At 66.1% G+C, this 22,089-nt stretch carries 22 protein-coding genes; 13 read left to right on the forward strand and 9 right to left on the reverse strand.

The window, feature by feature from the left end:
• The first annotated feature begins 33 nt into the window (after positions 1 to 33).
• Positions 34 to 1,104: a COX15/CtaA family protein gene (locus ASE63_RS15095; RefSeq protein ID WP_082609965.1), complete on the forward strand. Its 1,071-nt coding sequence runs from the start codon at positions 34 to 36 to the stop codon at positions 1,102 to 1,104.
• A 122-nt stretch (positions 1,105 to 1,226) separates the two neighbouring features.
• Here the strand turns inward: ASE63_RS15095 and ASE63_RS15100 are convergent, their stop codons facing one another.
• The 5 genes from ASE63_RS15100 to ASE63_RS15120 all read right to left on the reverse strand — a co-directional run bounded on the left by ASE63_RS15100 (position 1,227) and on the right by ASE63_RS15120 (position 6,531).
• Complete coding sequence (locus tag ASE63_RS15100) at positions 1,227 to 2,504, reverse strand: O-acetylhomoserine aminocarboxypropyltransferase (RefSeq protein WP_056802579.1); 1,278 nt, start codon at positions 2,502 to 2,504, stop codon at positions 1,227 to 1,229.
• A 72-nt stretch (positions 2,505 to 2,576) separates the two neighbouring features.
• Positions 2,577 to 3,800, reverse strand: coding sequence for an FAD-dependent oxidoreductase (locus ASE63_RS15105; protein ID WP_082609966.1), 1,224 nt, complete (start codon positions 3,798 to 3,800; stop codon positions 2,577 to 2,579).
• Between the two features lie 19 nt (positions 3,801 to 3,819).
• Complete coding sequence (locus ASE63_RS15110; protein ID WP_056802585.1) at positions 3,820 to 4,794, reverse strand: tripartite tricarboxylate transporter substrate binding protein; 975 nt, start codon at positions 4,792 to 4,794, stop codon at positions 3,820 to 3,822.
• Between the two features lie 263 nt (positions 4,795 to 5,057).
• On the reverse strand, positions 5,058 to 5,588 hold the full coding sequence (locus tag ASE63_RS15115; protein WP_056802587.1) for a CoA-binding protein: 531 nt from the start codon (positions 5,586 to 5,588) through the stop codon (positions 5,058 to 5,060).
• A gap of 130 nt (positions 5,589 to 5,718) precedes the next feature.
• Positions 5,719 to 6,531 carry an enoyl-CoA hydratase gene (locus ASE63_RS15120; RefSeq protein WP_056802590.1) on the reverse strand — a complete coding sequence of 271 codons (813 nt, stop codon included), beginning with the start codon at positions 6,529 to 6,531 and terminating at the stop codon, positions 5,719 to 5,721.
• 121 nt (positions 6,532 to 6,652) lie between these two features.
• Here ASE63_RS15120 and ASE63_RS15125 point away from each other — a divergent pair, with 121 nt between their 5' ends.
• Entirely contained in the window at positions 6,653 to 7,081 is a 429-nt protein-coding gene (locus tag ASE63_RS15125) for a PaaI family thioesterase (protein ID WP_056802751.1), read from the forward strand.
• 9 nt (positions 7,082 to 7,090) lie between these two features.
• A complete protein-coding gene (locus ASE63_RS15130; protein WP_056802593.1) occupies positions 7,091 to 7,840 on the forward strand; it encodes a sulfite exporter TauE/SafE family protein in 750 nt (249 codons plus the stop codon).
• 7 nt (positions 7,841 to 7,847) lie between these two features.
• Here the strand turns inward: ASE63_RS15130 and ASE63_RS15135 are convergent, their stop codons facing one another.
• Positions 7,848 to 8,624 carry a substrate-binding domain-containing protein gene (locus ASE63_RS15135; RefSeq protein WP_056802596.1) on the reverse strand — a complete coding sequence of 259 codons (777 nt, stop codon included), beginning with the start codon at positions 8,622 to 8,624 and terminating at the stop codon, positions 7,848 to 7,850.
• 228 nt (positions 8,625 to 8,852) lie between these two features.
• Here ASE63_RS15135 and rplM point away from each other — a divergent pair, with 228 nt between their 5' ends.
• Complete coding sequence (gene rplM, locus ASE63_RS15140) at positions 8,853 to 9,314, forward strand: 50S ribosomal protein L13 (protein WP_056802598.1); 462 nt, start codon at positions 8,853 to 8,855, stop codon at positions 9,312 to 9,314.
• 2 nt (positions 9,315 to 9,316) lie between these two features.
• Positions 9,317 to 9,796 (forward strand): 30S ribosomal protein S9, encoded by a 480-nt coding sequence (rpsI, locus tag ASE63_RS15145; protein WP_056802602.1) that lies wholly within the window; start codon positions 9,317 to 9,319, stop codon positions 9,794 to 9,796.
• Positions 9,797 to 9,888: 92 nt separating this feature from the next.
• On the opposite strand, the gene ASE63_RS15150 is transcribed toward rpsI, so the two are convergent.
• Positions 9,889 to 10,866, reverse strand: a complete 978-nt coding sequence (locus ASE63_RS15150; protein ID WP_156410379.1) for an SGNH/GDSL hydrolase family protein — start codon at positions 10,864 to 10,866, stop codon at positions 9,889 to 9,891.
• 144 nt (positions 10,867 to 11,010) lie between these two features.
• Between ASE63_RS15150 and ASE63_RS15155 the strand changes: the two genes are divergently transcribed.
• From ASE63_RS15155 to argC, 4 genes are all read left to right on the forward strand, one after another.
• The gene (locus tag ASE63_RS15155) at positions 11,011 to 11,766 is read left to right on the forward strand and encodes an SDR family oxidoreductase (RefSeq protein WP_056802607.1); all 756 of its coding nucleotides are present in this window, start codon (positions 11,011 to 11,013) and stop codon (positions 11,764 to 11,766) included.
• Positions 11,767 to 11,850: 84 nt separating this feature from the next.
• Positions 11,851 to 12,132: a hypothetical protein gene (locus ASE63_RS15160; RefSeq protein ID WP_056802611.1), complete on the forward strand. Its 282-nt coding sequence runs from the start codon at positions 11,851 to 11,853 to the stop codon at positions 12,130 to 12,132.
• A gap of 15 nt (positions 12,133 to 12,147) precedes the next feature.
• Positions 12,148 to 13,104: an agmatinase gene (speB, locus tag ASE63_RS15165; RefSeq protein ID WP_156410380.1), complete on the forward strand. Its 957-nt coding sequence runs from the start codon at positions 12,148 to 12,150 to the stop codon at positions 13,102 to 13,104.
• Positions 13,105 to 13,511: 407 nt separating this feature from the next.
• Positions 13,512 to 14,447: an N-acetyl-gamma-glutamyl-phosphate reductase gene (argC, locus tag ASE63_RS15170; RefSeq protein ID WP_056802616.1), complete on the forward strand. Its 936-nt coding sequence runs from the start codon at positions 13,512 to 13,514 to the stop codon at positions 14,445 to 14,447.
• Between the two features lie 213 nt (positions 14,448 to 14,660).
• Here the strand turns inward: argC and ASE63_RS15175 are convergent, their stop codons facing one another.
• Positions 14,661 to 15,509, reverse strand: coding sequence for a fumarylacetoacetate hydrolase family protein (locus ASE63_RS15175; protein WP_056802617.1), 849 nt, complete (start codon positions 15,507 to 15,509; stop codon positions 14,661 to 14,663).
• Between the two features lie 427 nt (positions 15,510 to 15,936).
• On the opposite strand from ASE63_RS15175, the gene ASE63_RS15180 reads away from it, so the two are divergent.
• Positions 15,937 to 17,286, forward strand: coding sequence for an outer membrane protein transport protein (locus ASE63_RS15180; protein WP_162261781.1), 1,350 nt, complete (start codon positions 15,937 to 15,939; stop codon positions 17,284 to 17,286).
• Between the two features lie 130 nt (positions 17,287 to 17,416).
• Positions 17,417 to 17,740: a hypothetical protein gene (locus tag ASE63_RS15185; protein WP_156410381.1), complete on the forward strand. Its 324-nt coding sequence runs from the start codon at positions 17,417 to 17,419 to the stop codon at positions 17,738 to 17,740.
• A gap of 41 nt (positions 17,741 to 17,781) precedes the next feature.
• Here the strand turns inward: ASE63_RS15185 and phaC are convergent, their stop codons facing one another.
• Positions 17,782 to 19,605 (reverse strand): class I poly(R)-hydroxyalkanoic acid synthase, encoded by a 1,824-nt coding sequence (gene phaC, locus ASE63_RS15190; protein ID WP_056802626.1) that lies wholly within the window; start codon positions 19,603 to 19,605, stop codon positions 17,782 to 17,784.
• Positions 19,606 to 19,639: 34 nt separating this feature from the next.
• Here phaC and ASE63_RS15195 point away from each other — a divergent pair, with 34 nt between their 5' ends.
• Together ASE63_RS15195 and ASE63_RS15200 are read left to right on the forward strand one after the other, a co-directional pair.
• Positions 19,640 to 20,083: a hypothetical protein gene (locus ASE63_RS15195; RefSeq protein WP_210169319.1), complete on the forward strand. Its 444-nt coding sequence runs from the start codon at positions 19,640 to 19,642 to the stop codon at positions 20,081 to 20,083.
• Between the two features lie 497 nt (positions 20,084 to 20,580).
• The gene (locus ASE63_RS15200; protein WP_056802632.1) at positions 20,581 to 21,801 is read left to right on the forward strand and encodes an LL-diaminopimelate aminotransferase; all 1,221 of its coding nucleotides are present in this window, start codon (positions 20,581 to 20,583) and stop codon (positions 21,799 to 21,801) included.
• Positions 21,802 to 22,089: the final 288 nt, after the last annotated feature.

Below are 22,089 nucleotides of genomic sequence, written 5' to 3' on the forward strand. Positions count from 1 at the left end.
AGCGCGTCCGATGCGACCGAAGGCCCCGCTTCCGTGACGATTGCAATCGAAAAGCCAGCCCCGATCATCCTGCAGGGCGGGAAACATGCCGGCATAAGGCGCTGGCTTTGGGCCGTGGCGGCGCTCGTCTTCGTCATGGTGGTCGTCGGCGGCGCGACGCGGCTGACCGGCTCGGGCCTCTCCATCACCGAATGGAAGCCGATCACCGGCGCGCTGCCGCCGCTCTCGGCCGAGAGCTGGGCCAGCGAATTCGCGAAATACCGCGAGAGCCCGCAATACAAGCTGCTCAACGAGGGCATGAGCCTCGGCGCGTTCCAGTTCATCTACTGGTGGGAATGGGGCCACCGCCAGCTCGGCCGCTTCATCGGCACGGTCTATCTGCTCGGCTTCCTCGTGGTGGCGGCGCGCCGCATGTTGCCGTGGCGCCAGACGCTCGTCCTGTTCGGGATGGGGCTGCTGCTCGGCCTGCAGGGCACGATCGGCTGGATCATGGTGGCGTCCGGTCTGGAGCCCGGCATGGTCGCGGTCGCGCCGGTGAAGCTGACTCTGCATCTTACTTTCGCGGCGCTGTTCTTCGTCTCGGTCATCGCCTTCGCGACCTGGCTGACGCCGTCGCGGCACCGGGAGGCGAGCGGCGGACGTATCGCCGCGATCGCCCTGCTCGTCCTCCTCTTCGTCCAGATCGGGCTCGGCGGGCTCGTCGCCGGCTCGAAGGCGGGGCTGACCTACAACACCTGGCCGCTGATGGACGGGGCGCTGGTCCCGCCGGCGGCGAGCCTGTTCTCGCAGTCACTGCCGCTCTGGGAGAACTTCGTCGACAACCCGGTGCTGGTGCAGTTCAACCACCGCATCGGCGCCTATCTGCTGCTGGCGCTGGCGCTCTGGCACGCACTTGCGATGCGCCGGAGCGCGCCAGGGACCGGCGCCGCCAAGCGCGCGACCGTCGTCGCCGGCCTGACGCTGGCGCAGGCCGTGCTGGGCATCGTCACCTTGCTGCTGGTCGTCCCGCTCTGGGCGGGGCTGGCGCATCAGGCGCTCGCCTTCGTCGTGCTGGCGATGGCGGTGGTGCATGTGACGCGGACCCGCGGGGCCGAGAGCGCGTAACCGCTTCCGTCATGCTCGGGCTTGTCCCGAGCATCTTGTCACGGCCAGCGCGCGCGGACCGCGCATCCCGGCAAGAGATTCTCGGGTCTGCGCTTCGCTTCGCCCGAGAATGACGCTCGCGCTCAGACCAGCGCCTGGTCCAGATCGTCGATCAGATCCTGCACGTCCTCCAGCCCGATCGACAGGCGGATCACCTCCGGGCCGGCGCCCGAAGCGGTCTTCTGCTCGTCGTTGAGCTGACGGTGCGTGGTCGAGGCCGGGTGGATCACCAGCGAGCGGGTGTCGCCGATATTGGCGAGGTGCGAGAACAGCTTGAGTTCGGTCACCAGCTTCACGCCGGCGTCGTAGCCACCCTTCAGCCCGAAGGTGAAGACCGCGCCCGCGCCCTTCGGGGAATAGCGCTTGGCGAGCTCGTGATACTTGTCGCCGGCCAGTCCGGGATAGCTGACCCACGCGACAGCCGGATGCTTCGAAAGATGCGTCGCGACCGCGAGCGTGCTCTCGCAATGGCGCTGCATGCGCAGCGGCAGGGTCTCGATTCCGGTCAGGATCATGAAGGCGTTGAAGGGCGAGAGCGCCGGCCCCATGTCCCGCAGGCCGAGCACCCGCGCCGCGATGGCGAAGGCGAAGTTGCCGAAGGTCTCGCCCAGCACCATGCCGTTATATTCCGGCCGGGGCTTGGACAGCATCGGGTAGCGCTCGTCGCCGACCCAGTTGAACGAGCCGCCATCGACGATGATGCCGCCGATCGAGTTGCCATGGCCGCCGAGGAACTTGGTCAGCGAATGCACGACGATGTCGGCGCCGTGCTCGAAGGGGCGGATCAGGTAGGGCGTCGCCATGGTGTTGTCGACGATCAGCGGGATGTTGTGCTTCTTCGCGATCTTGGCAATGCCGGCGATGTCGACGATCACGCCGCCGGGATTGGCGACCGACTCGATGAAGATCGCCTTGGTCTTCGGCGTCACGGCGGCGGCGAAGGCGTCGAGATCGTCGGAATCGGCCCAGATCACGTTCCAGCCGAAGTTCTTGTAGGAGTGGTTGAACTGGTTGATCGAGCCGCCATAGAGCTTGCGCGCCGCGACGAACTCGTCGCCCGGCTGCATCAGCGCATGGAAGCAGAGGAACTCGGCCGCATGGCCGGACGCCACGGCGAGCGCCGCCGTGCCGCCCTCCAGCGCAGCGACGCGCTCTTCCAGCACGGCGTTGGTCGGGTTGCCGATGCGCGTATAGATGTTGCCGAAGGCCTGCAGGCCGAACAGCGAGGCGGCGTGGTCGACATCATCGAAGACGAAGCTCGTCGTCTGGTAGATCGGCGTGGCGCGTGCGCCGGTAGCCGCATCGGGCGCAGCGCCCGCATGGATGGCGAGCGTGTGGAAGCCCGGTACGCGGTCGGTCATGGCATACTCCCTGCGATCTTCTGACGGCGAGACATTGCGTTCGGTTTAACGAACGCGCCTGCGAGCGTCAATTCAGGGGCGGGGCGCGAGCGCGGCGCCGATATGCTCGGGCCTGAAGCCCATGCCGATCAGACGGGCAGGGATGCGCCGCAGGAGCGGGAAGCGGCCCAGCAGCTTCACGGCCAGGGGCGGGCGCACCTCGCCGCTGCCGGTCAGGAGCGGGTTGATCACCCGGTTCTGGATCGCGACCTGCATGGCCTGCGTAGCGCGCGTCGGGAAGGTCCGGCGTCGCTGTACGGCGGCGAGGTCGGCATCGGTCAGCCGCTTCTCCCGTAGCGGGGCCGCCAGCAGGTTCGCCGCCGCCACCGCGTCCTGGATGGCGAGATTCACCCCGACGCCGCCGATCGGCGACATCGCATGCGCGGCATCGCCGATGCAAAGCAGGCCCGGCTTCCACCATTGGGTGAGCCGGTCGACCGCGACCGAGAGCAGCTTGATGTCGTCCCAGTCGCGGAGTTCGCCCACGCGGTCGGCAAGCAGCGGCAGCAGCGTGGCGAGCCCGCGGCGGAAAGCGTCGAGCCCCGCCGCGCGCAGAGTCTCCAGCGCGCCCTTCGGGATGACATAGGCGCATTGCCAATAATCACCGCGGTTCAGCATGACGGCGAAGCGGCCCCGTGCGATCTGGCCGAAGGTCTGGTTCATGTCGCTCTCGCGGCGCGAGATGCGGAACCAGAGCACGTCCATCGGCGCGCCGAGCGTCTCGACTTCGAAGCCTGCCGCCTTGCGGATGTCGGAGCTGCGCCCGTCGGCCGCGACGACGAGGTCGGCGCGGATCGTGACCTCGCCCTCGGCGGTCTCGGCCTCGAGCCCGACGACGCGCCCGTTCTCTCTCAGCAGCCCGGTCGCCTTCGCCTGCATCAGCAGCTGGAAGCGCGGCTGCTCCCGACCGCGATCGGCCAGGAAGTCGAGGAAATCCCATTGCGGCATGAAGGCGATGTACGGCGCGGCCACCGGCAGATGGCTGAAATCGGCGATGGTGACGTCATCGCCGCCGAAACGGGCGACGATGTCGTCCTCCTTGGTGTGGGGCAGCTTGAGGAAGTCGTCGAGCAGGCCGAGTTCCTGCATCAGCTGCATCGTCGAGGGATGGATGGTGTCGCCGCGGAAATCGCGCAGGAAGTCGGCGTGCTTCTCCAGTACGATCGTGTCGACGCCGGCCCGCGAGAGCAGAAAGCCCAGCATCATCCCGGCCGGGCCGCCTCCGGCAATGCAGCAGGTGGTTCTCTCCTGGCTCATGGCTTTGCCTTGCTGCGTGTCATTCGGTCAGCTTGATGCCGGTCTTCGCCACCAGATCCGTCAGGGTCGCACGGTCCCCGGCCATGAAGGCGCCGGTCTCCTGCGGGCTCCAGGCGACGGGCTCGATCACCAGCTCGCGATAGCGGGCGACGAGCTCGGCGTCGCCCATCGCCGCATTGATCGCCGTGTTGAGGATGCGCAGCGTCTCGGGCGCGATGCCCGCCGGGGCGACGATCGAGGCCCAACCGGGATAGACCACCGCGACGCCCTGTTCCTTCAGCGTCGGCAGGTCCGGCAGCTGCGGCTGGCGGCCCTCGGTGGTGACGGCGAGCGCCTTCAGCTTGCCGCCCTGGATGTTGCCGAGGCTGGCGGCGAGGCTGTCGATCATGACATGCACCTGGCCGGACATCAGGTCGGCCGCCGCAAGCCCTGCGCCGCGATAGGGTACATGCGCCAGCTTGAGGCCGGTCGCCTGCATGATCATCTCGAAGACGAGGTGATTGGTGCCGCCGATGCCGGCCGAGGCGAAGTTGAGCTGCCCGGGCCGCTGCTTCGCATAGGCGATGAACTCGGCGAGCGAATTGACCGGCAGTGTCGGCGAGGCGTTGAGCGCCAGCGGGAACAGGCCGAGCATGGCGACGGGCACGAAGTCGCTTCCGACGTCGTAGGGCAGTTTCTGGCCGAGCGCCGGCGCGGCGGCGAAGCTCGCTGCGGTCGCGACGAGGAGGGTATGGCCGTCGGCCGGCGCCTTGACCGCGACCTGGCCGGCGACGATGCCGTTGGCGCCCGGCCGGTTGTCGATGATCACAGACTGCCCCAGCCCCCGCGACAGCGTCTCGCCGAGCCGCCGCGCCGCGATGTCGGTGCCGCCGGCCGGCGCGAAGGGCACGACCAGCTGGATGGGCCGCTCGGGAAAGGCGGCGCTGGCGGGCCGCGCACCGAGCGCGCTGGCGAGGCCGGCGAGGAGAATGGTGCGGCGATCGAGTCGTGGCATCGGTATCCCATGAGACCGGGGAGGCGCTGGTCGCGTCGTGCGATCGCGGCAGCAAGAGGCGCCGCCAGAGTTCCCCGAATACATGGGATGGTCAAGGATCGGGCGGTCGGGTTGGCTGGCTGACGCTGCGTACCGCCGCTCCCGTCATTGCGAGGAGCGTCGGCGACGAAGCAATCCAGGGGGAGTAAGTGCTCTACGTCCCCCTTGATTGCTTGGCGCACGCTCGCAATGACGGGGTCGGCTCAGCAGGACGTGCGCGGCACTTACGTTCCCGGCCGGTTGATCGTCAGCTTCTGGAAGCCCTTGCCGGCGAGCACCGGCTTCTTCGACGAGAGGATGCGCGAGTTGATGCCCTGCCAGCCGATCTCGCCGGAGAGTCGGCCGTACTCGATCTTGGGGCAGCGGTTCATGATCACGGTGACGCCCTTTGCCTCGGCCCGCGCGGCGGCCTCGTCGTTGCGGACCTGAAGCTGCATCCAGATCACCTTCGGCAGCGGGTCGAGCGCCAGCGCCTCGTCGGTGATCGGGCCGGCGGCTTCCGAGTTGCGGAAGATCTCGACCATGTCGAGTGCGCCCGGAATCTCCCTGAGCGAGCCATAGACGGTTCTGCCGAGCAGCGTCTGGCCGGCGAGTCCCGGGTTGACCGGGACGACGTCGTAGTCGCGATCGATCAGGTATTTCGTCACGATCCAGCTCGGCCGAGCCTCGTTGGCCGAAGCGCCGACGAGGGCGATGCGCTTCGTCGACTTCAGGATGTCGCGGATCAGGCGGTCAGGATAGGCGTCGTGGTTCATTGACTCGAAAGCTCGGAATTGAAGGGGGGCATGGAACGTCATGGTCGGGCTTGACCCGACCCTCTTCGGCCGGAGATTCTCGGGGCTCCGCTTCGCTGCGCCCGAGAATGACGGTGAAGCCGACGATACGCTAGTCCGTCCACACCGGCGTACGCTTCTCAACGAAGGCGCCGATGCCTTCTTCCGCATCGCGCGCAAGCATGTTCTCGACCATCACGGCGCTGGCATGGTCATAGGCCGCGGCGAGCCCCATCTCGCGCTGTTCGTAGAAGGTGCGCTTGCCTATCTTGATCGTCGCCGGCGATTTCGAGGCTATCACCGCTGCGAGGCGTTGCGCCTCCGCCAGCGCGCCGCCTGCCGGCACGACGCGGTTGACCAGGCCCATCCGCGCCGCTTCCTCGGCCGGCACCATCTCGCCGAGCAGCAGCATCTCCAGCGCGTGCTTGGCCGCGAGGTTGCGCGTCAGCGCTACCATTGGCGTCGAGCAGAACAGCCCGATATGGACGCCAGGCGTGCAGAAGCGGGCAGCCTCGCCGGCCACCGCCAGATCGCAGCTCGCGACGAGCTGGCAGCCGGCGGCCGTGGCCGTGCCTTCGACGGCTGCGATCACCGGCTGGGGCAGGGCGGTGATCTGCTGCATCAGCGCCGAGCAGCGGCCGAGGATGTCGGTGAAGTAGGCCCGGCCACGATCCGCATCGGCGCGATGCGCGGTCATCTCCTTGAGGTCGTGGCCGGCCGAGAACACCGGTCCTTCCGCCGCCAGCACCACCGCCTTGACGTTCCGCTCTTCGGCGAGGGCGGAGAAGGCATCGCTCAGGGCTGCGATCAGCGCCTCGCTCAGTGGGTTGCGCGACTGCGGTCGGTCGAGCGTCAGCGTGACGACACCCGCCGCATCCTCGCGCCGGAGAACGGGGGCCGGATCGGACCTGTGGTGAACGTTCATGGCAGGACCTTCGACTTTTCGACTGCGGCCGTTCGATTGGCGCTTTGGCTTATTGTCGGGCGGGCGCCCGCGTGCTGCAAGGGGAATGACCTCAACCCATGCTGTGCCGGATCGCCCCGAGATGACCACCCGCATGACCGTTTCCGAACTCGAGGCCTATCTCGATGAGGTTTTTCCGCAGCTCCATATCGGTGGCCGCACCTATTTCGTCGAGGAAGTCGGCCTGATGACGGCCCGCATGCGCTGCGACTATCACGAGAAGCATCTGCGCCCGGGCGGCACGATCTCCGGGCCGACCATGATGGCGCTGGCGGACCTCGCACTCTACGCCGCGATCCTCGCGCAGATCGGGCCGGTGGCGCTGGCCGTGACCACGAGCCTGAACTTCAACTTCCTGCGCAAGCCCGGCAAGGCCGCGTTGATCGGGGAAGCGAGGCTGCTCAAGCTCGGCAAGCGGCTGGCCGTCGGCGAGGTCGCCCTGTTCTCGCAGGGCGAGAGAGAGATGGTGGCCCACGCGACGGGTACCTATTCGATCCCGGCCGAGCGGTAGCCGCCGCTGATGGCCGATGTGACCCTGCTGCAATATGCGCTGGTCGGCCTGGCCTCGCTTCTGGCCTCGATCGTCGGCGGCGTCGCCGGCTATGGCACGGGGCTGCTGCTGCCGCCGGTGCTGATCCCGCTGATCGGCGCCGAAGCGGTCGTGCCGGTGATCGGACTCTCGGCCCTCTTCACGAATGGCAGCCGGCTCGTCGCCTTCCGCGAACATCTCGACCTGAGAAGGGCTGGCATCGTCTCGCTGTTCGCCTTGCCGTTCTCGGCGCTCGGCGCCTATGGCTACACGCTTCTCTCGGGGCGTGGCGCGCTGCTGCTGATCGGGGCCGTGCTGATCGTGCTCGTGCCGGCGCGCCGGCTGATGGCGCGCCGGCTCGGCCATCTCGGCGATGGCGGGCTCGCCCTCGCCAGCAGCGGCTACGGCCTGCTCGTCGGCGGCACCTCGGGCTCGGGCGTGTTCCTGATCTCGATGCTGCTCGCCGCCGGGCTTTCCGGCATGGCGGTGATCGCGACCGACGCGGCGATCTCGCTGCCGGTGGGCATCGTCAAATGCGCGGTCTTCCTGTGGCAGGGCGCGCTGCCGCCTGCCGCCTGGATCATGGCCGGCGTCATCGGCCTCGCCGCCGTCCCCGGCGCCTTCGTCGCAAGGCGCTTGACGGGCGGGCTGACGCTGGCCGCCCATGCCTGGATACTGGACGGCGTCGTGGTGCTCGGCGGCACGCTGCTCCTGGTGCAGGGGCTGCGCGCCGCGAGCTGACGGGCCGCTACTTCGCCGGGATCGGCTCCAGCCCCGTCTTCCTGATCGCCGGCGCCGCCTCGCTCGAGCCCAGGCAGGCGATCAGTTGCTTCGCCGCCGCTGGCTCCTTCGCGCCCGCGGCGAGGCCCGCCGAGAAGACGGTGACGCGCTGGATCTCCTCCGGCAGCGTGCCGACGAAGTCGAGCCCCTCGATCGGGACCAGCTCGCTCACCTGCTGGAAGCCGAGCTCGGCCTCGCCGCGCGCCACGATCGTGCCGACGCGCTCGGAGAAGATCTTTTTCGACTTGGCCATCACCGCCCCGCTCGGGTCGAGCTTGGGAAACAGCTCCTCGGAGAGATAGGTGCCGCTGGCGCTGGCGGAATAGGCGATGGACTTCGCCTCCATCAGCGTTTTGGTCAGCGCCGCCACCGTCGAGATGTCCGGCTTGGACGCGCCGGCCTTGACCGAAAGGCCGATCGCGGAGCGGGCCAGGTCCACCCGCGTTCCGGCCTGGCCCTTGCCGTCATCGACCAGCTTGTCGAACGCCTCTGCCGCCAGGATGACGACGTCGGCCGGTTCGCCGCGTGCCAGCCGGTTGGGGATGGCGTCCGGCGCCGCGCCCATCGAGGCGCCGTAGCCGCTGACGACCTTCTGCCCGATCTTCAGCTCGCAGCCGGCGAGAAGGTCCTTATAAGCGGCGGTGAAGCCGCCGGAGCTGAGAACGTGAACCTCTGCCAGCGCATGGGCCGGAAGGGCCAGCATCGCGGCGAAAGCGAGCACTGCGGAACGATGTTTCCGTTTCATGGCGCATCCTCCTGGCTCATGCTGATCGAAGTGACGGCAGGTTCGCAAGCGTGACGTACGGTATCTGGATACCTTTTCTGCCATCCATCTCAAATAGCTGCGTTTTTTGGCGTAAACAGAGCTTCTGCTTGCTTGACAGGAGCCGGCTTGCCGCCTATCCACCGCCTCACATCGCCGCTGGCTAGAGCCGGCGGCTTGTCGTTTCTCCAAGCTCGAAAGGCGCTCGCGATGAAGACCATCTCGCTCAAGCCCGCCGATGTCGAAAAGAAGTGGGTTGTGATCGACGCCTCCGGGCTCGTCGTCGGCCGTCTCGCCTCCGTCGTGGCGATGCGTCTGCGCGGCAAGCACAAGGCCGCCTACACCCCCCACGTCGACTGCGGCGACAACATCATCGTCATCAATGCCGACAAGGTCGTCCTGACCGGCCGCAAGCGCGACCAGAAGGTCTACTATCACCACACCGGCTATGCCGGCGGCATCAAGGAGCGCTCCGCCAAGTTCATTCTCGAAGGGCGCTTCCCTGAGCGCATCGTCGAGAAGGCCGTCGAGCGCATGCTGCCCCGCGGCCCGCTGTTCCGCCAGATCCTCGGCAACCTGCGCGTCTACAAGGGCGCCGAGCATCCCCACGCAGCCCAGTCGCCGGAGGCGCTCGACGTCGCCGCGCTCAACAGCAAGAATGCGAGGGTCTGACTATGGCTGAAGTTCTCCAGTCTCTCGAGCAGCTCGGCCAGGTCGCCAAGACCGCGCAGCCGGACGCTCCCGTCCATGTCAAGAAGGTCGATGCGCAGGGCCGCGCTTATGCCACCGGCAAGCGCAAGAACGCCATCGCTCGCGTCTGGATCAAGCCGGGCACGGGCAAGATCACGGTGAACACCCGTGACCAGGAGGTCTATTTCGCGCGCCCCGTGCTGCGCATGGTCCTCCAGCAGCCGCTGATCCTGGTCGAGCGCCTGACCCAGTACGACGTCGTCGTCACGGTCAAGGGCGGCGGGCTTTCGGGCCAGGCAGGTGCTGTCCGTCACGGCATCTCGAAGGCGCTGACCTTCTATGAGCCGGAGCTTCGCAGCCCGCTCAAGAAGGGCGGCTTCCTGACCCGCGACTCGCGCGTCGTCGAGCGCAAGAAGTTCGGCAAGGCCAAGGCCCGCCGCAGCTTCCAGTTCTCGAAGCGCTGATCGTTTTCCGATCATCCGATATGTGGAAAGGGCGGCTCGCAAGAGCCGCCCTTTTCGCTTGGTGAGCGCGGTTCGTCGCCGGTGCGCTCCAGCTATATTCTTGGTGCATTCTCGTCCCGCGAACCGGCGCCCGCTTTGCTGAGAAATGCCGTGGGTTGCGTTACTCTGGCCCGCCTGAGGAAGGGCAGGTAGGCTTCGGCCATGGCAGGTGCCTTGGTCGATTTCGGATGGATCTCGTCGCGCATGTCGGCGCTCTGCAAGGCGGACCGGAAATCGATGATTTCGACCTTGACCTTGGCCTTGCGCTGCACGCTCGACAGCACGTCCTCGAAGCGGTCGATCAGCAACTCGACGATGGCCGCGATTAAAGGGCGGTGAGCTGGGTTGATCGGCTCGAAGCCTCTGGCTTTGAAGTAGCGCCCGAGATGCATGCCCTCGTCATGGGTCGGTACGGCGCCGTAGGTGTAGGTCTGTAGAGCCACCCGCGTGCGGGGCGAGATCTTCGCGACGTCTTCGAGGATCTGCTTGTAGGTGTATTTCACCGAGGCGAGGATGTGGTCGAAGTTCTTGTTGACGTATTTTCGGGCATTGGCTGGATCCAGATCTCCCGAGGCCCGCTGCTTCAGCCATGTCGGAATTGTCTCTCCGAGGAAGTCGTTGCCGCCGGCGGAAAGCAGGAACGCCTTCGGCTTGTTCGCGAGACAGGTGCGATAGCCGGTTGGATCGTCACGGCGTGCGAACACCTGCGCGATGGTCCGCGAGTAGCGCGAGACGTTGCTGACCTGATAGCCCATCTTGTTGAGGTGCTGCACCATGGTGACCTGGTTGCCGTAGATGGACAGGCAGAACCATGAGTCGCCTTCGGCGAGAATCTCCCCAGGATCAGCGTTCACCAGGCAGGGGCTAGGGCCCGCGTCGAAGATGTTCAGATAGCGGGGCCCGAGATCGGCCAAATCCGCGGTGCGGCCGGCGACGGGCACGATCAGGTCGTCATAGCGCGCCCATGCCAATCCGCGTCCGATCCGTTTATTGGCTGGCGCCCGTTCCTTCCCGCTTCGTTTTGCCGGCATGGGCGATACCTCCCTGTTGCTGACGTTGCGTCAGCATGGAAAGCGCGAGCCGTCCGGTTTGTCGAATCGTTTTCGTGTTTTGGTTGTGGCGCCGCTGCGCGCTTGTTGCAGTATGTGCCGGCTTCACAAAACAGGAATCTGCTGATGACTGCCCGACCCGTTCTCCTCGTCACCGGCGGCAGCCGGGGCATCGGCGCCGCGATCTGCATCATGGCGGCGCAGCGCGGCTACGATGTCGCGGTGAACTACCAATCCAATGCCGAGGCGGCCGAGAAGGTCGTCGCGGCCTGCAAGGCCGCCGGCGCCAAGGCCATCGCGATCAAGGGCGACATGGCCAAGGATGCCGACATCACGCGGGTCTTCGCTGAAGTGGCGGCCGCGCTCGGGCCGCTGAGCCATGTCGTCAACAATGCCGGGATCACCGGGCCGGCGGGCAGGCTCGCGGACGCCGACCCGCAGACCATCCGCACCTGCATCGACGTCAACGTCACCGGCGCCATTCTGGTCGCGCGCGAGGCGGCGCGCGCGCTCCTCGCCAATGGCGCGGCGAAGGACAGGGCCATCGTCAATATCTCCTCGATCGCCGCCGGCATCGGCTCGGCCGACGAGTTCGTCTGGTATGCGGCCTCGAAGGGCGCGATCGATTCCCTCACCATCGGCCTTGCCCGCGAGCTGGCGCCCTCCGGCATCCGGGTCAATGCGGTCGCTCCGGGCATGACCGAGACCGACATCCACGCCATGTCCTCGGGCGAGCCCGGACGCGTCGCCCGCATCGCGCCGACGATTCCGCTGAAGCGCGCGGCCCAGCCCGAGGAGATCGCCGAGGCCGTGCTCTTCGCCCTGTCGGAGGCCTCGTCCTACATGATCGGCTCGATCCTGCGGGTTGGTGGCGGGCGGTAGGGGCGAGGCGGCACCGCAAGCCTCCGGCTGATACGTTCGGCACTTCGTGCTAAATCCTGACGCGAATCCGTCGACCGGAAAGCCATGCGCGTCCTCCTGATCCTGATCGCCTTCGGCATGATCGCAATCCCGGCGCTGCTGGCGCTCGCCCACCCGGCTCTGCCGCGCGCGCGGCGCATCGCCCATGCGCTGGTGATCTTCCTCGCCCCGGCCTTTGCCCTGGGGCTGATCCATGGCGTTCCCGAGCTCGACGGCCGAGCCCTGCAAAACCCGATCGCGTGGACGACGCTGCGCCTCGTCCTTTCCGCCCTCGCGCTGATCCTGCCCTGGTGCCTTTATGTCTGGCTCGCGGGTTCGCGCCGCTGACACTGGATGTCCGACATGACCGAGCCCGCCGATACCCCGCCGATCGACCACGCCTTCACCGGTGACAGGCGAGGGCCGGCGATGGACCCGACCTATGCCGGCGCGCTCTCGTTCATGCGCCGGCGCTATTCCAAGGACGTTTCCGGCTGCGATCTCGCGATCTGGGGCGTGCCCTTCGATCTTGCCGTCTCCAACCGGCCGGGCACGCGGTTCGGCCCGCAGGCGCTGCGCCGGGCCAGCACGATCTTCGACGGCGATGCGCAATATCCCTCGCGGATCGACCCGTTCGAGCACCTGACGGCGGTCGACTATGGCGACTGCCTGCTGCCGCGCGGCGACCTGCAGGGCTGCGCGCGCGCGATCGAGAACGAGGCCGCAGGCATCATCGCCTCAGGCGCGCATCTCGTGACGCTCGGCGGCGACCATTTCATCACCCTGCCTTTGCTGCGCGCCCATGTCGCCCGCCACGGCAAACTGGCGCTGGTCCAGTTCGACGCCCATCAGGACACCTGGGATGATGGCGTCGGCGCGATCAGCCACGGCTCCTTCGTGCTGGAAGCGGTGCGCGAGGGGCTGATCGATGCCGGGCGCTCGATCCAGGTCGGCCTGCGTACGGTGGCGCCGCGCGATTGCGGCATCGAGGTGCTCGACGCCTATGCGGCCCATGAGCTCGGGGTCGCGGGGACGATCGCCCGCATTCGCGAGCGCGTCGGCAGCGGGCCGGCTTATCTCACCTTCGACATCGATGCGATCGATCCGGCCTTCGCGCCGGGGACGGGGACGCCGGTGGCTGGCGGCTTCTCGTCCGCCCAGGCGCTGCGCATGGTCTGGGGCATCCGCGACCTTGATTTCCGCGGTATGGACGTGGTCGAGGTCTCGCCTCCTTATGACCACGCCGATGCGACGGCGATCGCCGGCTCGGCGCTGGTCCAGCACTATATCCAGGCGCTAGCCCTGAAGCTGCGCGGTTGAATCGGGATGTGAGGGAGCTGAATCGGTTTGGCAGGTATCGCTCGCAAACGATTCATCTCTTTGGCGTTTGGCTTACCCGTCATGCTCGGGCCGTCCCGACCATCCACGCCTTGACCACTTTATCCAACCAGCGAAGACATGGATGGTCGCGATAAGCCCGAGCATGACGGGGAGGACACCCTCCGCTCACCAATTGACAGCACGCCCCACCTCCCTCATATCCGTTTCCATGACGATGACCCTGTCCCGACGTCGCCCTGTCACGGTCGCCACCGCGCGATCGCGATGACGCTCGGCCTGAGGCCAGATCGTCCGCGACCGCGCCCGGAGCGCGGTTTTTTTATGCCTGAAGCCGACCAAATATCTCGAGGTCCGGCATTTTGCTTTCGCACCCATCGGGGGTCCAGATGAGCCAGAACCTGAAATCCATCTTCATCGACGGCGAGGCCGGCACCACCGGCCTGGGTATCCGCGACCGCCTCGCGGCCGTGCCCGAGGTTGTGGTGAAGAGCATCGACCCCGACAAGCGCAAGGACCCGGCCGCCCGCAAGGAGATGATGGCCGGCGTCGACCTCGTCGTGCTCTGCCTGCCGGACGATGCGGCGAAGGAATCCGTCGCGCTCGCCGACGAACTTGGCAGCAGCGCCCCGAAGATCGTCGATGCCGCGACCGCTCACCGCGTCGCGCCGGGCTGGGTCTATGGCTTCGCGGAACTGGCGCCCGGCCATGCGGCCAAGATCGCCAATGCCAACCGGGTCTCGAATCCGGGCTGCTACCCGACCGGCGCGATCGCGCTGCTGCGGCCGCTCGTCGATGCCGGGATAATGGCGCAGGACCATCCGATCGCCATCAACGCGGTCTCCGGCTATTCCGGCGGCGGCAAGAGCATGATCGAGGCCTATGAGGCCGGCACGGCGCCGGCGTTTGAACTCTACGGGCTCGGTCTGCATCACAAGCACCTGCCCGAGCTGCAGGAATATGCGCGGCTGACGCGGCGCCCGATCTTCGTGCCGTCGGTCGGCAATTTCCGGCAGGGCATGCTGGTCTCGGTGCCGCTGCATCTCGACCAGCTGCCGGGCAAGCCGAAGGCCGCCGATCTCCAGGATGCGCTGGCGGAGCATTATGCCGGCTCGACCTATGTGAGCGTCGTGCCGGCGGCGAAGGCGGGCGGCAAGCTCGAGCCGGAGGCGCTGAACGACACCAACAAGCTCGAGCTGCGTGTCTTCGGCGACGACGACCTGCGGCAGGCAGTGCTGGTGGCGAAGCTCGACAATCTCGGCAAGGGCGCCTCGGGGGCTGCCGTGCAGAACATCCGGCTGATGCTGGGGTTGGCGGAGGGCTGACAGCTTTCGTCGTCTTTCCGCGGCTTCGCGAAGCGAAGAGCCCGGAACCATAACCGCTGAGCGATCTTGCCTGTCTGCCTCGGCACGTTGAGCTTCGTTCGCAGAGGGCATCGGTTCTGAGTTCCGGGTTCACGCCTGCGGCCTGCCCCGGAATAACGACCAACAAAAAAGGGCCGCTTGCGCGGCCCTTTCTCGTATTGGGTGAGCGAACCCTCAGCCCTGATAGGCCTTGAAGTTCTGCTGCTGCTCGCCGAGGCCCTCGATGCCGAGCTTCACGACCTCGCCGCCCTTCAGGAAGCGCGGGGGCTTGAAGCCGAGGCCGACGCCGGGAGGCGTGCCGGTGGTGATGACGTCGCCCGCATCGAGCCGCATGAACTGGCTGATGTAGTGCACCAGATAGGCGGCGCCGAAGATCATCGTCTTGGTCGAGCCGTTCTGGACGCGCTCGCCGTCGACGTCGAGCCACATGCCGAGATTCTGGACGTCCTTGACCTCGTCGGTCGTCACCAGCCAGGGGCCGAGGGGACCGAAGGTGGGGCAGCCCTTGCCCTTGGCCCACTGGCCGCCGCGCTCGATCTGGAACTCGCGCTCCGAGACGTCGTTGCAGACGGCGAAGCCGGCGATCGCTGCAAAAGCCTTGTCTTCCGGGATGTAGGAGCCGCCGTCGCCGATGACGATCGCGAGCTCGACTTCCCAGTCGGTCTTCTTCGAGCCCTTCGGAATGATCACGTCGTCATTCGGGCCGACGATGCAGTTCGGCGCCTTGTTGAAGAGGATCGGCTCCTTCGGGATCTCGGCGCCGGTCTCGGCGGCGTGGTCGGCGAAGTTCAGGCCGACCGCGATGAAGTTGCGCACGTCGCCGACGCAGGCGCCGATGCGCGGGGACCCCGAAACCGCAGGGAGCGATTCGGGGTCGAGCGCCTTGATCTTGGCCAGCGAGGCCGAGGTCAGCGCCTTGCCGGCGAGGTCCGGGATGGTGCCCGAGAGGTCCCGCAGGACGCCCTTCGAATCGAGGAGGCCTGGCTTTTCCTGGTCCAGTGCACCGTAGCGTAGCAGTTTCACGTGGTTTCCCCCGTTTCAAACGATCTAATTGAGGCGCGAAACTGAGCGGATGCGGCGCGTAAAGACAAGCCTGTTCGCACGCATGGGGCCGCTGCATGCCGCGGCCGGGGCAATTGTTGCGCGAATGCAACGGGTATTCTCAAAGCAATGCGGTTAAAAGCAGGCTTTCAGATGATCCTTAGGGGCTACTCCCCGCAAAACCGGCGATAGTTCTTATATAAACGATCCGTTTTGCTGGCAAGTGACGTCTAGGATGCGAAAAACCGTCGATTTCGGGCGATTCTCTCAACTGCGCGGTAGCGGAGCGTCGGCCACATGGCCGATTTGTGGCGTTGAAGGCGGGATTGCGGCGGACGGGGCCGCGGTTCATGGTCGCAAATCAGCGGGGCGGAGTAGTCCCGAATAAGCGATTGACGGGATGGATTCGATGAAGCGTTTCGTTCGTACGGCTGCCGTCGCGACGGTCTCGGTGGCGGCTCTCCTCGCTGCGGGAGCAGCGTCGGCGAGTTCCTTCGCCATCCGGAGCGGACAGAGCGCCGAGGGCCTGGGCATGGCCTATGCGGGTGCGGCCTCGGGCGGCATCGGCATGGGCTCGATGGCCTGGAACCCGGCCACCATCACAATGTTCCCCGGTCGCAACAGCAACTGGAACTTCACCTATCTCTATGCCAACGGCGACTATCAGCCGACGCGCCCGACCACGGTCGGAGGCGTCCCGATCCAGGCGCTTGGCGGCAGCCCGCTTGGCACCGGCAACATTGGTGGTGATGGCGCCTTCATCCCCGCGTCCTATTCGAACTGGCAGCTCACCGATCGATTTTGGATTGGCTTGACCACCGGCGCGCCCTTCGGCCTGCGCTCGAAGCCGGAAAACCAGTTTTACGGAGGTCAGATCTATGGCCGCTCCGCGAAGCTCGGTTCGTACAACGTGTCGCCGACGATCGGCTACAAGGTGAATGACTGGCTGTCCGTCGGTGCGGCCTTCCAGATTCAGTACCTCAAGACCACGCTCAAGACCGCAACCGGCGCGAGCATCTTCCAGGCCGTCGGCCCGTCGGCGCCGAGCCAGATTCTCAAGGGTGATTCGATCGATTACGGCTTCCGCGTCGGCGCGACGCTGACGCCGTGGCAGGGCACGACCATCGGTCTGGCCTATCGCTCCTCGATCCGGCAGACCCTCGACGGCACGATCTCGACGGTTGCTGGCGTGACGCCGATCAAGGCCAATCTCAACCTGCCGGACTCGGTTGTCGTCGGCCTGTCGCAGGTCATCAACGACCAGTGGCAGGCCCATCTCGGCGTGGAATGGACCAACTGGAGCCGCTTCCGCCGCATCCCGATCGTCAATGAGAACACCGGCACGCCGTTCCCTGGGCTGCCGAGCCTGAACTTCGAGTATGACGACAGCTGGTACTTCAGCGCGGGTCTCGAATATAAGTACAACCGCGACCTGACGCTGCGCGCCGGTGTCGCCTACGAGCTCTCCGCGGTGAACGACACCAACCGCACGGTGTTCATCTCCGATAATGACCGCCTCTGGCTGTCGGCCGGTGCCAGCTACCAGGTCATGGAGAAGCTGAAGCTTGATGTCGGCTACACCTATATTCACGTCAACAAGGCGACGGTGAACTATGGTGGGACGCATCCGCAGCAGGGCCCGGTCATCTTCGCAGCCGAGGCCAAGCCCTACATCCACATCGTCTCGGCCGGCCTGACTTATCGCTGGGACAATCCGGCGGAGACGATCCCGGTCCAGCCGGTGGTGCGGAAGTTCTGACGGCGCGACGCCTGATTAGCTCGAGAAAGCCGGCCCTCGGGCCGGCTTTCTTATGCGACGTGGCGGGCGGGCTTGCAGTGTCGGCTTAGGGCCGAAAGCGGACCTTAACCTGCTGCTGCGAACCTACGTCATGACCAACGTCATCCACCTCAACATTCCGTTCGCGCTGCTGGGGCGTTGGCGCTCCGACAATGAAGATGGTCGCTCCGAGTATCGCATTTCAGTTGACGCGGGAGCTTTGAAAGTCGCAGCGATAGATTTCGTTGATGGTGAACCCTACGAAGTTTCCAGCATTGTTTATGATCGGATCATGCTCGCCTTCGACACCTTGATGCCCTCGACGGGCCGGAGGGGCCATCTCGTGCTGAAGGCAGGCTCCGCGCCCGACCGCGCCCAGCAGACCTTCACATTCACAGATACTCTTGAAATGGTGCGCCAAAAGGGCGACGAATGACCGGAAGGGGGCGTGAGCGACCACCACCCACTGCAGTGCCCTCACGCCCTCGTCAGCACATAGGTTCCAGGAGCATCCTCCAGCGCCGGCAGCTTGCCTTCGCCGGGGATGCGGGCCTTGACCCGCTTGGGCGCCTGCTTCTCCAGCCAGGCGAGCCAGTGCGGCCACCAGGAGCCGGGATGCTCCTCGGCCTTCGCCATCCACCCTTCATAAGAGCCTTCGGCTTTCCCCCCGGTCCAATACTGGTACTTCGTCTTGGCGGGAGGGTTGACCACGCCGGCGATATGCCCCGAGCCGGCGACGACATAATCGACCGGGCCGCCGAAGCGCTGTGAGCCGATGAAGACGGATTGCGCGGGCGCGATATGGTCCTCGCGCGTGGCGAGATTGTAGACCGGGATCGTCACCTTCTCCAGGTCGAGCGTCTTGCCGCCGATCCGCATCTCGCCCTTGGAGAGCTTGTTGTCGAGGTAGCAGTTGCGCAGGTAGAAGGAATGGTTCGCCGCCGGCATCCGCGTCGAATCCGAATTCCAGTAGAGTAGGTCGAACGGCGCCGGGGCCTTGCCCTTCAGGTAGTTGTTGACCGCATAGGACCAGATCAGGTCGTTGGGGCGCAGCATGTTGAAGGCGCCGGCCATGCGCGCGCCGTCGAGATAGCCGCTCTTGCCCATCTGTTCCTCGAGGGCGCGGATCTGGTCCTCGTCGACGAAGACGGAGAGCTCGCCCGCCTTGGTGAAGTCGACCTGCGTGGTGAAGAAGGTGGCGCTGTCGATGCGCCTGTCCTTCACCGCCGCCATATAGGCCAGGGTTACGCCCAGCAGCGTGCCGCCGACGCAGTAGCCGATCGCCGAAACCTTCTTCTCGCCCGTCGCCTGCTCGATCGCATCGAGCGCGGCGAAGACGCCCTCGCGCATGTAGCTCTCGAAATCCTTGGCCGCGTGGCGCTCGTCCGGATTGACCCAGGAGATGCAGAAGACGGTGAGCCCCTGCGCGACGCACCAGCGGATGAAGCTCTTCTCGGCGTTGAGATCGAGGATGTAGAACTTGTTGATCCAGGGCGGCACGATCAGGAGAGGGCGCTTGAGCACGGTCTCGGTCGAAGGCGCGTACTGGATCAGCTCCATGATCTCGTCGCGGAAGATCACCTTGCCGGGCGTCGAGGCGATGTTGACGCCGACCTTGAAGGCGCCCGGCGCCGACTGGCGGATCTTGAGCTCGCCGCCGCCGGCCTCGACATCCTCGGCCAGCATCTTCATGCCGCGCACGAGGTTCTCGCCGTTCTGCTGCAGCGTTTCGCGCAGGAGTTCGGGATTGGTCGCGACGAAGTTGGACGGCGACAGCGCGCTGGCGATCTGCTTGACGTAGAAGCGCGCCTTCTCGCGGGTGTGCGGGTCGAGGTCCTCGGCCTTGTCGACCATCGATTCGGCCCAGCGCGAGCCGATCAGATAGGCCTGCTTGACGAAGTCGAACACCGGATGCTCGGTCCAGTCCGGATCGGCGAAGCGGGCGTCGCGCTTGTCCGGCTCGGCGACGGGCTTCGCCTCCTCGCCGCCGGCGCGCTTGAGCATGGTGCTCCACAGTGCGAGGAAGTCCCCGGTGATGGAGGCCTGCGCCTCGATGATCTTGCGCGGGTCCGACACCCATTTCTCGGCGACGCGCCCGAGCGTCTTGACCATCTCGCTGGCTTCGTCCGCCTGGCCCCCCTTGGCCTCGCCGCGCTCGATCGGCTTCAGATAGGCGGCGGTCACCTTGCCGTACTCCTCGACGAGGCGGCCCATGTTCTGCGCGAGCTGGTCGAAATCCGGCACGGGCGGCTCGCTTGAGGCGGCTGCGCCCGCAACCTTCTCGTCCACTCGCCGGTTCATGACATTCTCCCCATTCTTGTTGTGAGGGGTGGCGATGGCTTCGCAATTTGGTGCTATTAAGGACGTAGCGGATATTGGTGACAATGAGAATTCCGCAAGGGCGCCGGATCTACCCATGTCGTTTGATTGTCTTCGCAAAATGCCGATTCGGTCGCTGTTGATCGCGAGCGCGCTAGCCGTCGCAGCCGCCGGCTGCGCCGGCGGGGCGACCAAGGTCGTGGCCGAAGCCGCAGGAATGGCGACGACGGCGCAGGAGGCCAAGCCTTTCGTCCAGGAAACCCGGCCGGCCAACCCCGCCTATATCCCGGTCGGCTCCTCGGTGACGCGTCAGGCTCCGCGCAAGCCGGTCGATGATTTCAAGAAGGTGGAAGCCGAGCTCGAGGCCAAGCGGCTCGCGAACGAGGCCGCCGGCAACCAGGCGCGCGCGCTCGGCAGCGCCACCGTGCCGCCCCAGCCCGCGAAGCTCCCGACGAACTGATCGCTGCAGGGAGCGCGTTTCGCGTCGAGATTGACTTGGAGTCGAGATTGACTTGGATTGGTCATCCCGGGCGACCGAAGGGAGACCCGGGATCCATGCCTGACGCTCCCCGATGAAGGTTCCGGCATGGATCCCGGATCGGCGCCGCCGGGGGCGGCTTGTCCGGGATGACCCGCGCTTAGTTTCAGCGTAAGCGCATCTGGCTCCAACTGGTTGAACTGCGAGCCTCGCCATTGCGGCCCGAGGCCGAAGCTCCAAAGCGCTTCCATTCCCGAAACGCTCCGCTGAGTCCCTATGGCCACAGCCCGACGGGATCGCTTGCTTTGATGCTGATTGATTCTTGCGTTTTTTGCGTTGTCGTGACCAAAGATGCGGCGTGAGGCGTTTGCAGCGCAACGATCTGGTGCGGTCGGTCGGGCGATCTGTCTGCCGTGATCGCGGCGTCAACCCCTCGCTTTTGACCGATATTGCCGAATTCGGCGAGGAAACTGTTCGAAATGGCCGATTTTCATCGCATCAAGCGCCTGCCGCCCTATGTTTTCGAACAGGTCAACAAGATCAAGGCAGCCGAGCGCGCCAAGGGCGTCGACATCATCGACCTCGGCATGGGCAATCCGGACCTGCCGGCGCCCAGGCATGTCATCGAGAAGCTGGTCGAGACCGCCGGCAAGCCGCGCACCGATCGCTACTCCGCCTCGAAGGGCATCGGCGGCCTGCGCCGCGCCCAGGCGAATTATTACGAGCGCCGCTTCGGCGTGAAGCTCAATCCCGAGACGCAAATCGTCGCGACTTTGGGCTCGAAGGAGGGCTTCGCCAACATGGCGCAGGCCATCACCGGCCCCGGCGACGTCGTTCTCGTGCCGAATCCGAGCTATCCGATCCACGCCTTCGGCTTCCTGATGGCCGGCGGCGTGATCCGTTCCGTCCCGGCCGAGCCGACGCCTGCGATGTTCCCGGCGCTGGAGCGGGCGATGATCCATTCGGTGCCGAAGCCGATCGCGCTCGTCACCTGCTACCCGGCCAATCCGACCGCCTATGTCGCGAGCCTCGATTTCTACCGTGACCTCGTCGCCTTCGCTAAGAAGCACGAGCTGATCCTGCTTTCCGATCTCGCCTATGCCGAGGTCTATTTCGACGAGAACGACCCGCCGCCCTCGATGCTGCAGGTGCCGGGCGCGATCGACGTCTGCGTCGAGTTCACCTCGATGTCGAAGACCTTTTCCATGGCGGGCTGGCGCATGGGCTTCGCCGTCGGCAACGAGCGGCTGCTGGCGGCGCTGGCGCGGGTGAAGTCCTATCTCGATTACGGCGCCTACACGCCGATCCAGGTCGCGGCGGCGGCTGCCCTGAACGGCCCCGACGACTGCATCCGCGAGATGCGCGAGATCTACCGCAAGCGTCGCGACGCGCTGGTCGAGAGCTTCGGCAAGGCCGGTTGGGAGTTCCCGGCTCCGAGCGCCTCGATGTTCGCCTGGGTGCCGATCCCGGAGAAGTTCCGCCATCTCGGTTCGCTGGAGTTCTCCAAGCTGCTGATCGAGAAGGCCGAGGTCGCGGTCGCGCCGGGCATCGGCTTCGGCGAGCATGGCGACGACTATGTCCGCATCGCCATCGTCGAGAACGAGCAGCGCATCCGCCAGGCGGCGCGCAATATCGGCCGCTTCCTGAAGGGCGCCGACGCGACGCTGCACAACGTCATCCAGATGCCGAAGGCGGGGTAGGGCGCTCTCGTCTCTCGTGACTGCCTTCCCTCAGCCCTCATCCTGAGGAGCGCCGCAGGCGCGTTTCGAAGGATGCTCCAGGAGGCTCCCGAATCATCTGGATCATCCTTCGAGACAGCCCTTTGGGCTTCCTCAGGATGAGGGCTGAGGAAATTTTCGACCATCTCCTCAGGAGTGGAGGAACCCGCACCGGATTCGGGTTGCTACGCTACTGATGTGTCGCTGCCTGCGGCTGCAAGAAAACTGGACCCCGCGCGCGAAACATGGGAACCCGAGGCGACGGGCAGC

Source organism: Allobosea sp. Root381 (assembly GCF_001429395.1).
GTDB lineage: Bacteria > Pseudomonadota > Alphaproteobacteria > Rhizobiales > Beijerinckiaceae > Allobosea.

Excerpts from the sequence above, each read along its gene's own strand:
- speB (WP_156410380.1), top strand. The coding sequence starts at position 12,148 with ATGACCGAGCCCGCCGATACCCCGCCGATCGACCACGCCTTCACCGGT.
- ASE63_RS15155 (WP_056802607.1), top strand. The coding sequence starts at position 11,011 with ATGACTGCCCGACCCGTTCTCCTCGTCACCGGCGGCAGCCGGGGCATC.
- ASE63_RS15100 (WP_056802579.1), bottom strand. The coding sequence starts at position 2,504 with ATGACCGACCGCGTACCGGGCTTCCACACGCTCGCCATCCATGCGGGC.
- ASE63_RS15125 (WP_056802751.1), top strand. The coding sequence starts at position 6,653 with ATGACCACCCGCATGACCGTTTCCGAACTCGAGGCCTATCTCGATGAG.
- ASE63_RS15160 (WP_056802611.1), top strand. The coding sequence starts at position 11,851 with ATGCGCGTCCTCCTGATCCTGATCGCCTTCGGCATGATCGCAATCCCG.
- rpsI (WP_056802602.1), top strand. The coding sequence starts at position 9,317 with ATGGCTGAAGTTCTCCAGTCTCTCGAGCAGCTCGGCCAGGTCGCCAAG.
- phaC (WP_056802626.1), bottom strand. The coding sequence starts at position 19,605 with ATGAACCGGCGAGTGGACGAGAAGGTTGCGGGCGCAGCCGCCTCAAGC.
- ASE63_RS15200 (WP_056802632.1), top strand. The coding sequence starts at position 20,581 with ATGGCCGATTTTCATCGCATCAAGCGCCTGCCGCCCTATGTTTTCGAA.
- ASE63_RS15130 (WP_056802593.1), top strand. The coding sequence starts at position 7,091 with ATGGCCGATGTGACCCTGCTGCAATATGCGCTGGTCGGCCTGGCCTCG.
- ASE63_RS15110 (WP_056802585.1), bottom strand. The coding sequence starts at position 4,794 with ATGCCACGACTCGATCGCCGCACCATTCTCCTCGCCGGCCTCGCCAGC.
- ASE63_RS15115 (WP_056802587.1), bottom strand. The coding sequence starts at position 5,588 with ATGAACCACGACGCCTATCCTGACCGCCTGATCCGCGACATCCTGAAG.
- ASE63_RS15135 (WP_056802596.1), bottom strand. The coding sequence starts at position 8,624 with ATGAAACGGAAACATCGTTCCGCAGTGCTCGCTTTCGCCGCGATGCTG.
- ASE63_RS15150 (WP_156410379.1), bottom strand. The coding sequence starts at position 10,866 with ATGCCGGCAAAACGAAGCGGGAAGGAACGGGCGCCAGCCAATAAACGG.
- argC (WP_056802616.1), top strand. The coding sequence starts at position 13,512 with ATGAGCCAGAACCTGAAATCCATCTTCATCGACGGCGAGGCCGGCACC.
- ASE63_RS15195 (WP_210169319.1), top strand. The coding sequence starts at position 19,640 with ATGGCTTCGCAATTTGGTGCTATTAAGGACGTAGCGGATATTGGTGAC.
- ASE63_RS15120 (WP_056802590.1), bottom strand. The coding sequence starts at position 6,531 with ATGAACGTTCACCACAGGTCCGATCCGGCCCCCGTTCTCCGGCGCGAG.
- ASE63_RS15180 (WP_162261781.1), top strand. The coding sequence starts at position 15,937 with ATGAAGCGTTTCGTTCGTACGGCTGCCGTCGCGACGGTCTCGGTGGCG.
- ASE63_RS15185 (WP_156410381.1), top strand. The coding sequence starts at position 17,417 with ATGACCAACGTCATCCACCTCAACATTCCGTTCGCGCTGCTGGGGCGT.
- ASE63_RS15105 (WP_082609966.1), bottom strand. The coding sequence starts at position 3,800 with ATGAGCCAGGAGAGAACCACCTGCTGCATTGCCGGAGGCGGCCCGGCC.
- rplM (WP_056802598.1), top strand. The coding sequence starts at position 8,853 with ATGAAGACCATCTCGCTCAAGCCCGCCGATGTCGAAAAGAAGTGGGTT.